This is a genomic window from Streptomyces sp. SCSIO 75703 (genome assembly GCF_036607905.1).
Classification (GTDB): Bacteria; Actinomycetota; Actinomycetes; order Streptomycetales; family Streptomycetaceae; genus Streptomyces.
Map to the genome: position 1 here is coordinate 5,798,280 of NZ_CP144555.1, position 13,602 is coordinate 5,811,881.

The window sequence follows — 13,602 nt, forward strand, 5'->3', positions numbered from 1 at the left end:
CGCCCCACCGCGGGTGGAGCGCCCCTGACCGTGCCGGCCCGACCGGCTACTCGCCCTACTCGCCGGACAGCACCGCCTGCGCCGCCGCGCGCGCCTCCTCGGCACTGTCGGCGGCGCGGGCGGCCGCCGCGGCCCGCTCGCACTGCGCCAGCGTGAACCTCGCCAGCGTCGCCCGGACGTAGGGGAGCGACGCCGCGCCCATCGACAGGGAGGTGACCCCCAGACCCGTCAGCACACACGCCAACAGCGGGTCCGACGCGGCCTCACCGCAGACACCGCAGCTCTTGCCCTCGGCCTTCGCCGCCTCGGCGGACAACGCGACCAGGTCGAGCAGCGCCGGCTGCCACGGGTCCTGGAGCCGGGAGACGGCGCCCACCTGACGGTCGGCGGCGAAGGTGTACTGCGCCAGGTCGTTGGTGCCCAGCGACAGGAACTCCACCTCCTGGAGGATCGACCGCGCCCGCAGCGCGGCCGACGGGATCTCCACCATGGCACCGAACTTCGCGTGCAGCCCGGCCTCGCGGCACGCCTCGGCGAACGCCCTGGCGTCGGCGCGGTCCGCGACCATCGGCGCCATGACCTCCAGGTACACCGGCAGTCCGGCGGCGGCCTCCGCCAGCGCCGCGAGCTGGGTCCGCAGCACCTCGGGGTGGTCCAGCAGCGAGCGCAGCCCGCGCACGCCCAGCGCCGGGTTCGGCTCGTCGGCCGGGGTGAGGAAGGCGAGCGGCTTGTCGGCGCCCGCGTCCAGCACCCGCACGACGACCCGGCCCTCGGGGAACGCCTCCAGCACCTGCCGGTAGGCGGCGACCTGCTTCTCCTTCGACGGCGCGTTCTCGCTGTCGTCCAGGAAGAGGAACTCGGTACGGAAGAGGCCGACACCCTCCGCCCCGGCCGCCACCGCGGCGGGCACGTCGGCGGGGCCGCCGACGTTGGCCAGCAGCGGCACCTTGTGACCGTCGGAGGTCGCGCCGGGGCCCGTCGCGGCGGCCAGCGCCGCCTTGCGCTCGGCGGCGTCGGCCTCCATCGCGGCCCGCTTCTCCGCGCTCGGGTTCACGAAGATCTCACCGGTGCTGCCGTCCACCGCGATCACGGTGCCCTCCGGCAGCTCCCCGGCCCCCGGCAGCGCCACCACGGCCGGGACGCCGAGCGCCCGCGCCAGGATCGCGCTGTGACTGGTCGGCCCGCCCTCCTCGGTGACGAAACCGAGCACCAGCGTCGGGTCCAGCAGCGCGGTGTCGGCCGGTGCCAGGTCCCGTGCGATCAGCACGTACGGCTCGTCGCTGTCGGGCACGCCGGGCATCGGCACGCCGAGCAGCCGGGCGACGATGCGGTTGCGCACGTCGTCCAGGTCGGCCACCCGCCCGGCCAGGTACTCGCCGGCGCCCGCGAGCAGCGCGCGGTAGGCGGCGAAGGCGTCGTACACCGCGCGCTCGGCGGTGCTGCCCACGGCGATGCGCCGGTCCACGTCGGACATCAGCTCGGGGTCCTGCGCCATCATGGCCTGCGCCTCGAGCACCGCCTGCGCCTCGCCGCCGGCCAGGTTGCCCCGCGCCGTCAGGTCGGCGGCCACCGCCTCGACGGCCTGGCGGGCACGCCCCTGTTCGCGCTCGGCGTCCTCGGCCGGGATCTGCTTGGCGGGCGGTTCCAGCACCGCCGTCCCCATGTGCCGTACCTCGCCGATGGCCACACCGTGGCTCACACCGACGCCTCGCAGCGTTGTCTCCATCTCACCCGTCCCGATCGTGCGGCGGATCCCGCCGCCGCGGTGGTTGTCCTGCCCGCCGTCGTCCGACGGCGCCGACGTCACGTACCGGACGTCACTGCCAGAGGAAGAGGCTCTCGCCGGCCTTGACGTCCCCGTCCTCGCGCAGTTCGGAGAGGGCCTCGGCCGATGCCTCCAGGGCGACGACCGGGCAGACGGGGGACTTTCCGGCCGCCTCGACCTCGACGGGGTTCCAGCGCACCACGGCCTGGCCGCGGGCGACGGTGTCGCCCTTGCTCACCAGCAGCTCGAAGCCCTGGCCGTTGAGCTGCACGGTGTCGATGCCGAGGTGGGTGAGCACCCCGTGGCCGTTCTCGTCGACGACGACGAAGGCGTGCGGGTGCAGGGAGACGATGACACCGTCCACGGGGGAGACGGCCTCGGAGGGCTCTCTCACGGGATCGATGGCGGTACCCGGGCCGACCATGGCCCCGGAGAAGACCGGATCGGGCACGGCGGCCAGTCCGATGGCGCGTCCGGCCAGCGGGGACGACACGGTGGTCATGGGAAGCCTCCCGGGGTGGAGATATATAGGGGCCGTCACTGCCTGTCCCGGACGGCGCACTGGGGAGCAGCGTATGTCATAGGAAGTACCGGTTCCGCACGAGTGGTCCCAATAGAGGTCTAGACCACACTCCCCATGGATTTGCACCTGTTCCGCGGCTCCGTGTACAGTCGTTACTCCTGCTTGAGGTTGAATGACGCCAAGGCGTCGTCGCCCCTGCGGGCACCCAACTCGTCAGATCCTATCTCCGGATCCGCTCCTGCATGCCCGCAGGAGGGTGGTCAGGGGGACCGGGAAACACTGATAGTGTGGGAAACATCGAAGGGAAGCGCCCGGAGGAAAGCCGGAGACAGTGTCTCGGGTGAGTACAAAGGAAGCGTCCGTTCCTTGAGAACTCAACAGCGTGCCAAAAGTCAACGCCAGATATGTTGATACCCCGACGTCGGGACTCTGTTCCTGATGTTGTGGTTCCTTTGAAATACACAGCGAGGACGCTGTGAACGGTCGGACTATTCCTCCGACTGTTCCGCTCCCGTGAAAAGCATTCACGGAGAGTTTGATCCTGGCTCAGGACGAACGCTGGCGGCGTGCTTAACACATGCAAGTCGAACGATGAACCACTTCGGTGGGGATTAGTGGCGAACGGGTGAGTAACACGTGGGCAATCTGCCCTGCACTCTGGGACAAGCCCTGGAAACGGGGTCTAATACCGGATACTGATCCTTCTGGGCATCCAGAGGGTTCGAAAGCTCCGGCGGTGCAGGATGAGCCCGCGGCCTATCAGCTTGTTGGTGAGGTAATGGCTCACCAAGGCGACGACGGGTAGCCGGCCTGAGAGGGCGACCGGCCACACTGGGACTGAGACACGGCCCAGACTCCTACGGGAGGCAGCAGTGGGGAATATTGCACAATGGGCGCAAGCCTGATGCAGCGACGCCGCGTGAGGGATGACGGCCTTCGGGTTGTAAACCTCTTTCAGCAGGGAAGAAGCGAGAGTGACGGTACCTGCAGAAGAAGCGCCGGCTAACTACGTGCCAGCAGCCGCGGTAATACGTAGGGCGCAAGCGTTGTCCGGAATTATTGGGCGTAAAGAGCTCGTAGGCGGCTTGTCGCGTCGGTTGTGAAAGCCCGGGGCTTAACCCCGGGTCTGCAGTCGATACGGGCAGGCTAGAGTTCGGTAGGGGAGATCGGAATTCCTGGTGTAGCGGTGAAATGCGCAGATATCAGGAGGAACACCGGTGGCGAAGGCGGATCTCTGGGCCGATACTGACGCTGAGGAGCGAAAGCGTGGGGAGCGAACAGGATTAGATACCCTGGTAGTCCACGCCGTAAACGGTGGGCACTAGGTGTGGGCAACATTCCACGTTGTCCGTGCCGCAGCTAACGCATTAAGTGCCCCGCCTGGGGAGTACGGCCGCAAGGCTAAAACTCAAAGGAATTGACGGGGGCCCGCACAAGCGGCGGAGCATGTGGCTTAATTCGACGCAACGCGAAGAACCTTACCAAGGCTTGACATACACCGGAAAGCATTAGAGATAGTGCCCCCCTTGTGGCCGGTGTACAGGTGGTGCATGGCTGTCGTCAGCTCGTGTCGTGAGATGTTGGGTTAAGTCCCGCAACGAGCGCAACCCTTGTCCCGTGTTGCCAGCAGGCCCTTGTGGTGCTGGGGACTCACGGGAGACCGCCGGGGTCAACTCGGAGGAAGGTGGGGACGACGTCAAGTCATCATGCCCCTTATGTCTTGGGCTGCACACGTGCTACAATGGCCGGTACAATGAGCTGCGATACCGTGAGGTGGAGCGAATCTCAAAAAGCCGGTCTCAGTTCGGATTGGGGTCTGCAACTCGACCCCATGAAGTCGGAGTCGCTAGTAATCGCAGATCAGCATTGCTGCGGTGAATACGTTCCCGGGCCTTGTACACACCGCCCGTCACGTCACGAAAGTCGGTAACACCCGAAGCCGGTGGCCCAACCCCTCGGGGAGGGAGCTGTCGAAGGTGGGACTGGCGATTGGGACGAAGTCGTAACAAGGTAGCCGTACCGGAAGGTGCGGCTGGATCACCTCCTTTCTAAGGAGCGCTTCTAGGCTGCTTCGGCAGTCCAGAGGCCAGTACATCGGCGAATGTCCGGTGCTGGTTGCTCATGGGTGGAACGTTGACTACTCGGCATGGTTCAGGATGGACCAGGCGCTAGTACTGCCCCTTTGCGGGGTGTGGAACGCTGATCTGGGCGGCTGATCGTGTCGGGCACGCTGTTGGGTGTCTGAGGGTGCGGTCGTGATGGCTGTGTCTTCGGTTGCTGGCCCCGGTATAGATCTGCTTCGGCGGGTTGTGACGGGTGGCTGGTCGTTGTTTGAGAACTGCACAGTGGACGCGAGCATCTGTGGCCAAGTTTTTAAGGGCGCACGGTGGATGCCTTGGCACCAGGAACCGATGAAGGACGTGGGAGGCCACGATAGGCCCCGGGGAGTCGTCAACCAGGCTTTGATCCGGGGGTGTCCGAATGGGGAAACCCGGCAGTCGTCATGGGCTGTCACCCGCTGCTGAACACATAGGCAGTGTGGAGGGAACGCGGGGAAGTGAAACATCTCAGTACCCGCAGGAAGAGAAAACAACCGTGATTCCGGGAGTAGTGGCGAGCGAAACCGGATGAGGCCAAACCGTATGCGTGTGAGACCCGGCAGGGGTTGCGCATACGGGGTTGTGGGATCTCTTGTTCACAGTCTGCCGGCTGTGAGGCGAGTCAGAAACCGTTGATGTAGGCGAAGGACATGCGAAAGGTCCGGCGTAGAGGGTAAGACCCCCGTAGTCGAAACGTCAGCGGCTCGTTTGAGAGACACCCAAGTAGCACGGGGCCCGAGAAATCCCGTGTGAATCTGGCGGGACCACCCGCTAAGCCTAAATATTCCCTGGTGACCGATAGCGGATAGTACCGTGAGGGAATGGTGAAAAGTACCGCGGGAGCGGAGTGAAATAGTACCTGAAACCGTGTGCCTACAAGCCGTGGGAGCGTCGGAGCAAGGCTTGCCTTGCTCTCGTGACTGCGTGCCTTTTGAAGAATGAGCCTGCGAGTTTGCGGTGTGTTGCGAGGTTAACCCGAGTGGGGAAGCCGTAGCGAAAGCGAGTCCTAATAGGGCGGTGGAGTAGCACGCTCAAGACCCGAAGCGGAGTGATCTAGCCATGGGCAGGTTGAAGCGGAGGTAAGACTTCGTGGAGGACCGAACCCACCAGGGTTGAAAACCTGGGGGATGACCTGTGGTTAGGGGTGAAAGGCCAATCAAACTCCGTGATAGCTGGTTCTCCCCGAAATGCATTTAGGTGCAGCGTCGTGTGTTTCTTACCGGAGGTAGAGCACTGGATAGGCGATGGGCCCTACCGGGTTACTGACCTTAGCCAAACTCCGAATGCCGGTAAGTGAGAGCGCGGCAGTGAGACTGTGGGGGATAAGCTCCATGGTCGAGAGGGAAACAGCCCAGAGCATCGACTAAGGCCCCTAAGCGTACGCTAAGTGGGAAAGGATGTGGAGTCGCAGAGACAACCAGGAGGTTGGCTTAGAAGCAGCCATCCTTGAAAGAGTGCGTAATAGCTCACTGGTCTAGTGATTCTGCGCCGACAATGTAGCGGGGCTCAAGCGTACCGCCGAAGTCGTGTCATTGCGATATGTACCTCTAACGGGGATCGTGATGGGTAGGGGAGCGTCGTCTGCCGGGTGAAGCAGCACCGGAAGGTAGTTGTGGACGGTTGACGAGTGAGAATGCAGGCATGAGTAGCGATACAAACGTGAGAAACGTTTGCGCCGATTGACTAAGGGTTCCTGGGTCAAGTTGATCTGCCCAGGGTAAGTCGGGACCTAAGGCGAGGCCGACAGGCGTAGTCGATGGATAACCGGTTGATATTCCGGTACCCGCTGTGGAGCGTCAAACATCGAGCATCGTGATGCTAAGGCCGTGAAGCCGTCCTGGATCCTTCGGGTGAAGGGGAGTGGTGGAGCCGCTGAACCAAGCGGTTAGTAGGTGAGTGATGGGGTGACGCAGGAAGGTAGTCCATCCCGGGCGGTGGTTGTCCCGGGGTAAGGGTGTAGGCCGTGAGGTAGGTAAATCCGCCTCGCAATAGGCTGAGACCTGATGCCGAGCCGATTGTGGTGAAGTGGATGATCCTATGCTGTCGAGAAAAGCCTCTAGCGAGTTTCATGGCGGCCCGTACCCTAAACCGACTCAGGTAGTCAGGTAGAGAATACCGAGGCGTTCGGGTGAACTATGGTTAAGGAACTCGGCAAAATGCCCCCGTAACTTCGGGAGAAGGGGGGCCATTCCTGGTGATGATCTTTTCGGTCTGAGCTGGGGGTGGCCGCAGAGACCAGCGAGAAGCGACTGTTTACTAAAAACACAGGTCCGTGCGAAGCCGTAAGGCGATGTATACGGACTGACGCCTGCCCGGTGCTGGAACGTTAAGGGGACCGGTTAGCTCCATTTCGGTGGGGCGAAGCTGAGAACTTAAGCGCCAGTAAACGGCGGTGGTAACTATAACCATCCTAAGGTAGCGAAATTCCTTGTCGGGTAAGTTCCGACCTGCACGAATGGCGTAACGACTTCTCGGCTGTCTCAACCATAGGCCCGGTGAAATTGCACTACGAGTAAAGATGCTCGTTTCGCGCAGCAGGACGGAAAGACCCCGGGACCTTTACTACAGTTTGATATTGGTGTTCGGTTCGGCTTGTGTAGGATAGCTGGGAGACTTTGATGCATGCACGCCAGTGTGTGTGGAGTCGTCGTTGAAATACCAGTCTGGTCGTGCTGGATGTCTAACCTGGGTCCGTGATCCGGATCAGGGACAGTGTCTGATGGGTAGTTTAACTGGGGCGGTTGCCTCCTAAAGGGTAACGGAGGCGCCCAAAGGTTCCCTCAGCCTGGTTGGTAATCAGGTGTTGAGTGTAAGTGCACAAGGGAGCTTGACTGTGAGACCGACGGGTCGAGCAGGGACGAAAGTCGGGACTAGTGATCCGGCGGTGGCTTGTGGAAGCGCCGTCGCTCAACGGATAAAAGGTACCCCGGGGATAACAGGCTGATCTTCCCCAAGAGTCCATATCGACGGGATGGTTTGGCACCTCGATGTCGGCTCGTCGCATCCTGGGGCTGGAGTCGGTCCCAAGGGTTGGGCTGTTCGCCCATTAAAGCGGTACGCGAGCTGGGTTTAGAACGTCGTGAGACAGTTCGGTCCCTATCCGCTGTGCGCGTAGGAGTCTTGAGAAGGGCTGTCCCTAGTACGAGAGGACCGGGACGGACGAACCTCTGGTGTGCCAGTTGTTCTGCCAAGGGCATGGCTGGTTGGCTACGTTCGGGAGGGATAACCGCTGAAAGCATCTAAGCGGGAAGCCTGCTTCGAGATGAGGGCTCCCACCCACTTGATGGGGTAAGGCTCCCAGTAGACGACTGGGTTGATAGGCCAGATATGGAAGCACTGTAAAGTGTGGAGTTGACTGGTACTAATAGGCCGAGGGCTTGTCCTCAGTTGCTCGCGTCCACTGTGTTGGTTCTGAAACCACGAACAGTCTTTGTTGGCTGGGTTTTATAGTGTTTCGGTGGTTATAGCGTAGGGGAAACGCCCGGTTACATTCCGAACCCGGAAGCTAAGCTCTACTGCGCCGATGGTACTGCAGGGGGGACCCTGTGGGAGAGTAGGACGCCGCCGAACTCCTTTTACAGCTCCGGCTCTTGGGCAATACGCCCCGAGAGCCGGAGCTTTTTCGCGTTGAGGTAGGCTCGGCGGGCATCATTGGCTCGTTTCCCCCAGGAGGCCCCCGCGTGGAGGTCCAGGAGACCCGCGTGCAGACCGACCGGGTCCTCACCATCCCGAACATCCTCAGCATGGCCCGCCTCGCCGGCGTACCGCTCTTCCTCTGGCTGATCCTCCGGCCCGAGTTCGGCGGCCCGCAGAGCGACGGCTGGGCCCTGCTGGTGCTGGCCCTCAGCGGAGTCAGCGACTACCTGGACGGGAAACTCGCCCGGCGCTGGAACCAGATCAGCAGCCTCGGCCGGCTCCTGGACCCCGCGGCCGACCGCCTGTACATCCTGTCCACCCTTCTCGGCCTCACCTGGCGCGAGATCCTGCCCCTCTGGCTCACCCTCGTCCTCCTCGCCCGCGAGGCCGTCCTGCTCGTGATGGTCGGCATCCTCCGGCGCCACGGCTATCCGCCGCCCCAGGTGAACTTCCTCGGGAAGGCCGCCACCTTCAACCTGATGTACGCCTTCCCCCTCCTCCTGCTGAGCGACGGAAGCGGATGGATCGCGTCACTCGCCGCTGTTTTCGGATGGGCGTTCGCAGGATGGGGTACAACGCTCTACTGGTGGGCAGGAGTTCTCTACGTGGTACAGGTCCGACGCTTGGTACGCGCGGACACCGAGGCCGACTGAACTCGCCGATTGCGCGGCCGGAGCGGCCGGATGGCCCGCGTGACAGAAGTGCGGGACAATCTGGAGGGGTGCAGGTCGGCCTGACCGTCGTCTCTCAGAGGAGGACGCTTCCGACATGAAGGCTGTCGTGATGGCCGGAGGCGAAGGCACACGCCTTCGCCCCATGACCTCGAGCATGCCCAAGCCGCTCCTGCCGGTGGCCAACCGGCCGATCATGGAGCACGTGCTCAGGCTGCTCAAGAAGCATGGGCTCAACGAGACCGTCGTCACGGTCCAATTCCTGGCCTCCCTCGTCAAGAACTACTTCGGCGACGGCGAAGAGCTGGGCATGGAGCTCTCCTACGCGAACGAGGAGAAGCCGCTCGGCACCGCCGGCAGCGTCAAGAACGCCGAGGAGGCGCTCAAGGATGACGCCTTCCTCGTCATCTCCGGCGATGCCCTCACCGACTTCGACCTCACCGACCTGATCAATTTTCACAAGGAAAAGGGCGCGCTCGTCACCGTATGCCTGACACGTGTCCCCAATCCGCTGGAATTCGGTATCACCATCGTTGACGACGAGGGCAAGGTCGAGCGGTTCCTGGAGAAGCCGACCTGGGGCCAGGTCTTCTCCGACACCGTGAACACGGGCATCTACGTCATGGAGCCCGAGGTCTTCGACTACGTGGAGGCCGATGTCTCCGTCGACTGGTCGGGCGACGTCTTCCCGCAGTTGATGAAGGAAGGCAAACCCATCTACGGCTACGTCGCCGAGGGCTACTGGGAGGACGTCGGCACCCACGAGAGCTACGTGAAGGCCCAGGCCGACGTCCTCGAAGGCAAGGTCGACGTCGACCTCGACGGTTTCGAGATCTCGCCCGGCGTGTGGGTCGCCGAAGGCGCCGAGGTGCACCCCGAGGCCGAACTGCGCGGACCCCTGTACATCGGGGACTACGCCAAGGTCGAGGCCGGCGCCGAGATCCGCGAACACACCGTCGTGGGCTCCAACGTCGTCGTCAAGAGCGGCGCCTTCCTGCACAAGGCCGTCGTCCACGACAACGTGTACGTCGGCCCGCACAGCAACCTGCGCGGCTGCGTCGTCGGCAAGAACACCGACATCATGCGGGCCGCGCGGATCGAGGACGGCGCGGTCATCGGCGACGAATGCCTCGTCGGCGAGGAATCGATCGTCCAGGGCAACGTGCGGGTCTACCCGTTCAAGACGATCGAGGCGGGCGCCTTCGTCAACACCTCCGTCATCTGGGAGTCCCGCGGCCAGGCACACCTCTTCGGTGCCCGGGGCGTCTCCGGCATCCTCAACGTCGAGATCACGCCCGAACTGGCCGTCCGGCTCGCCGGCGCCTACGCGACCACCCTGAAGAAGGGCTCCACCGTCACCACGGCCCGCGACCACTCGCGCGGCGCCCGGGCGCTGAAACGAGCCGTGATCTCCGCCCTTCAGGCCAGCGCCATCGACGTCCGGGACCTGGAGAACGTCCCGCTGCCCGTGGCGCGGCAGCAGACCGCGCGGGGCAGCGCCGGCGGCATCATGATCCGCACCACGCTCGGCGTGCCGGACTCGGTCGACATCATGTTCTTCGACAGCCAGGGCGCCGATCTGTCGCAGGGCAGCCAGCGCAAACTGGACCGGGTCTTCGCACGGCAGGAGTACCGGCGCGCGTTCCCCGGCGAGATCGGCGACCTGCACTTCCCGTCCAGCGTGTTCGACTCGTACACCGGCTCGCTGCTGCGCAACGTCGACACCGGCGGGATCGCCGAGTCGGGGCTCAAGGTGGTCGTGGACGCCTCCAACGGCAGTGCGGGCCTCGTCCTGCCCTCCCTGCTCGGCAAGCTGGGCGTCGACTCGCTGACCATCAACCCGGGCCTCGACGAGTCCCGCCCCACGGAGTCGGCCGACGTGCGCCGCTCCGGGCTGGTGCGGCTCGGGGAGATCGTCGCCTCCTCGCGCGCCGCGTTCGGCGTGCGGTTCGACCCCGTCGGCGAGCGGCTGTCCCTGGTGGACGAGAAGGGCCGCATCATCGAGGACGACCGGGCCCTGCTGGTGATGCTCGACCTGATCGCCGCCGAGCGGCGCAGCGGCCGGGTGGCGCTGCCCGTGACGACCACCAGGATCGCCGAACAGGTCGCCGCGTACCACGGCACGCAGGTCGAGTGGACGACGACGTCCCCGGACGACCTGACCCGTGTGGGCCGCGAGGAAGGGACCATCTTCGGCGGCGACGGCAAGGGCGGCTTCATCGTCCCCGAGTTCAGCAGCGTCTACGACGGCACCGCCGCTTTCGTCCGCCTCATCGGGCTCGTCGCCCGGACCCAGCTCACCCTCAGCCAGATCGACGCGCGCATCCCGCGGGCCCACGTCCTCAAGCGGGACCTGGCCACCCCGTGGGCCGTCAAGGGCCTGGTGATGCGGCGGGTCGTGGAGGCGGCCGGAGACCGCTTCGTGGACACCACCGACGGCGTCCGGGTCGTCGAGACCGACGGGCGCTGGGTGATGGTGCTGCCCGACCCCGCCGAGGCCGTCACCCACCTGTGGGCCGAGGGACCCGACGACGCCTCCGCCCAGGCCCTGCTCGACGAGTGGTCGGCGGTCGTGGACAGCGCCGGACGGTAAAACCACCCGCCACGCGCGCGTGCCGGACAAGTGTCCCCAAGGGGGCCTGTCCGGCACGCCGGTGGGCCCGTTCGGAGCAAGCGGCCCAGGCGTGCGACGATGTGCGGCATGCCGCAGCAACCCCCCGTTCGGAGCACATCCCCGCGGCGGCCCGCACGCCCGGACGCCTCCATGTCGTTGATCACCAACGTGATGGACCACAGCCTCGACGAGGGCTACGCCGAGGCGGCCGCGCGGAAGAAGGCCGAGGGCACCGGTGGGCTGCCGAAGACGTTCCGCTCCAAGCTCGGGCTAGCGGCCGGACTGGTGCTCGCCGCCTTGGTCGTCACCGTCGGCGCGGCCCAGGCACGGGTCGCCGCGCCCGTCGTCGCCAAGGAACGCGAGGAGCTGATCGACCGCATCGCGGGGGAGACCGAGGCCGCCGACACGCTGGAGAAGGACGTCGACGAACTCCGCGACGACGTCGACGCGCGTCGGCGCGAGGCGCTGGAGAAGAGCGGCGACAGCGACGGCTCCGACCTGGTCGGCGTGCTCGCGGGCGCCGTCGCGGTGCACGGGCCCGGGGTGAAACTGGTCGTCGACGACGCCAAGGACGCCACGGGCGGCGACGGACGGCCGCGCGGCACCTCCGGTTTCGCCGACACCGGCCGGGTCCGCGACCGCGACATGCAGCGCGTGGTCAACGGCCTGTGGGAGTCGGGGGCGGAGGCGATCTCCATCAACGGGCAGCGGCTGACGGCGCTGTCCGCGATCAGGGCCGCGGGAGACGCGATACTGGTCGACAACAGGCCGCTGGTGCCGCCGTACACGGTGCTCGCGGTGGGGGACGGCAGGCAACTCGCCACAGCCTTCCAGGACAGCGCCGACGGGCTGTACCTGCACGCGCTGCAGGAGAACTACGGCATCCGCACCGCCTTGTCGCAGGCGGGTGACCTCCGGCTGCCCGCCGCACCGAGCGTGATCGTACGAACCGCACAGCCGATAACCGAGAAGGGCACATCGTGATCGCCGTACTGGGCCTCGTCGTGGGAGTCGTGGCCGGCCTGTTGGTCCAGCCCGAGGTGCCGGCGGCCGTCGAGCCGTACCTGCCGATCGCCGTCGTGGCGGCGCTCGACGCGGTCTTCGGCGGACTGCGGGCCATGCTCGACGGCATCTTCGACGACAAGGTCTTCGTGGTGTCGTTCCTGTCCAACGTGGTGGTCGCCGCGCTGATCGTGTTCCTCGGCGACAAGCTGGGCGTGGGCGCCCAGCTCTCCACCGGCGTCGTGGTCGTGCTGGGCATCCGCATCTTCTCCAACGCCGCGGCGATCCGCCGGCACGTCTTCCGGGCGTGAGGCCGATGAGCGACCACGACGAGCGGCCCGCCGACCGCCTCCGCCAGGCCCTGCCCGACGAGGTGCCGCCCACCGACGCGCCCGGGAAGAACGGCCCGCCCGGAAAGGACGGCCCGGCGGGGAAGGACGAGCAGCCCGCCGCACCGGGGGAGGGCGCCCCCAAGGAGCCCACCGCGGCCCCGGACGCCCTGTCACCGGCCCCGGAGCCCCCGGCTCCGCTGACCGGCCGGGAGCGCCTGGTGAACGGCCTGTGGCCGCCCCGCGTCACCCGGGCCCAACTCATCGTCGCCCTGCTCCTGTTCGGCCTCGGCTTCGGGCTGGCCGTCCAGGTGGCGTCCAACAGCGGCGGCGGCAGCGCGCTGCGCGGCGCCCGCCAGGAGGATCTGGTCCGTATCCTCGATGAACTCGACGACCGCACCGAGCGTCTGGAGGATGAGAGGCGGGGCCTGGAGAAGCAGCGCGAGGAGTTGGAGAACAGCTCCGACCAGGCCGAGGAGGCCCGCAGGCAGACGCTGGAGAAGGAGCGTCAACTCGGCATCCTCGCGGGCACGGTGGCCGCGCAGGGGCCCGGCATCACGATGACGATCGAGGACACGAAGGGGACGGTCGAGGCGGACATGCTGCTCGACGCGGTCCAGGAGCTGCGCGCGGCGGGTGCCGAGGCGATCCAGGTGAACGGCGTGCGGATCGTGGCCGGCACGTATCTGACGGAATCGGGCAAGAGTGTGAGTGTCGACGGGAACAAGATCAACGCGCCCTATCGTTTCCTGGTCATCGGCAAGCCGCAGGACCTGGAACCGGCACTCAACATCCCTGGGGGCGTCGTGCAGACTCTCGAAAAGGAACAGGCCACCGTTACTGTGGAGCGGTCGAGCAAGATCATTGTGGACGCCTTGCGAGCGGCGAAGCGGCCTGACTACGCTCGGTCGTCCTCGCGGTGAACCGGTGGTGCATGCGCGGCGACCGGCGAGGGCATGAGGT

General features: G+C 65.5%; 7 protein-coding genes and 3 rRNA genes. 8 read left to right on the forward strand and 2 right to left on the reverse strand.

The annotated features are described in order from the left end of the window. Positions 1-55 precede the first annotated feature (55 nt). Positions 56-1,726 carry a phosphoenolpyruvate--protein phosphotransferase gene (gene ptsP / locus VM636_RS25565; protein ID WP_338485856.1) on the reverse strand — a complete coding sequence of 557 codons (1,671 nt, stop codon included), beginning with the start codon at positions 1,724-1,726 and terminating at the stop codon, positions 56-58. Between the two features lie 91 nt (positions 1,727-1,817). Continuing rightward, a complete protein-coding gene (locus VM636_RS25570) occupies positions 1,818-2,267 on the reverse strand; it encodes a PTS glucose transporter subunit IIA (protein WP_030420932.1) in 450 nt (149 codons plus the stop codon). Positions 2,268-2,811: 544 nt separating this feature from the next. Here VM636_RS25570 and VM636_RS25575 point away from each other — a divergent pair. From VM636_RS25575 to VM636_RS25610, 8 genes are all read left to right on the forward strand, one after another. Further along, positions 2,812-4,336: ribosomal RNA gene (locus VM636_RS25575) — 16S ribosomal RNA — on the forward strand. A 315-nt stretch (positions 4,337-4,651) separates the two neighbouring features. Then, positions 4,652-7,772, forward strand: a 23S ribosomal RNA gene (locus VM636_RS25580). A gap of 68 nt (positions 7,773-7,840) precedes the next feature. Further along, positions 7,841-7,957, forward strand: a 5S ribosomal RNA gene (gene rrf, locus VM636_RS25585). The 16S, 23S and 5S rRNA genes sit together here, the layout of an rRNA operon. Positions 7,958-8,067: 110 nt before the next feature. Beyond that, positions 8,068-8,676: a CDP-alcohol phosphatidyltransferase family protein gene (locus VM636_RS25590; protein ID WP_053914117.1), complete on the forward strand. Its 609-nt coding sequence runs from the start codon at positions 8,068-8,070 to the stop codon at positions 8,674-8,676. Between the two features lie 115 nt (positions 8,677-8,791). Further along, on the forward strand, positions 8,792-11,287 hold the full coding sequence (locus tag VM636_RS25595) for a mannose-1-phosphate guanyltransferase (protein ID WP_030418698.1): 2,496 nt from the start codon (positions 8,792-8,794) through the stop codon (positions 11,285-11,287). A 171-nt stretch (positions 11,288-11,458) separates the two neighbouring features. Next, positions 11,459-12,292: a DUF881 domain-containing protein gene (locus VM636_RS25600; RefSeq protein WP_030418697.1), complete on the forward strand. Its 834-nt coding sequence runs from the start codon at positions 11,459-11,461 to the stop codon at positions 12,290-12,292. Further along, entirely contained in the window at positions 12,289-12,621 is a 333-nt protein-coding gene (locus tag VM636_RS25605) for a small basic family protein (protein ID WP_030418696.1), read from the forward strand. Before VM636_RS25600 ends, VM636_RS25605 begins: the two co-directional genes overlap by 4 nt. A gap of 5 nt (positions 12,622-12,626) precedes the next feature. Continuing rightward, entirely contained in the window at positions 12,627-13,562 is a 936-nt protein-coding gene (locus VM636_RS25610; RefSeq protein ID WP_053914116.1) for a DUF881 domain-containing protein, read from the forward strand. Positions 13,563-13,602: the final 40 nt, after the last annotated feature.

Coding starts and splice junctions, on each gene's coding strand:
- ptsP (WP_338485856.1), bottom strand. CDS start 1,726: ATGGAGACAACGCTGCGAGGCGTCGGTGTGAGCCACGGTGTGGCCATC.
- VM636_RS25570 (WP_030420932.1), bottom strand. CDS start 2,267: ATGACCACCGTGTCGTCCCCGCTGGCCGGACGCGCCATCGGACTGGCC.
- VM636_RS25595 (WP_030418698.1), top strand. CDS start 8,792: ATGAAGGCTGTCGTGATGGCCGGAGGCGAAGGCACACGCCTTCGCCCC.
- VM636_RS25600 (WP_030418697.1), top strand. CDS start 11,459: ATGTCGTTGATCACCAACGTGATGGACCACAGCCTCGACGAGGGCTAC.
- VM636_RS25610 (WP_053914116.1), top strand. CDS start 12,627: ATGAGCGACCACGACGAGCGGCCCGCCGACCGCCTCCGCCAGGCCCTG.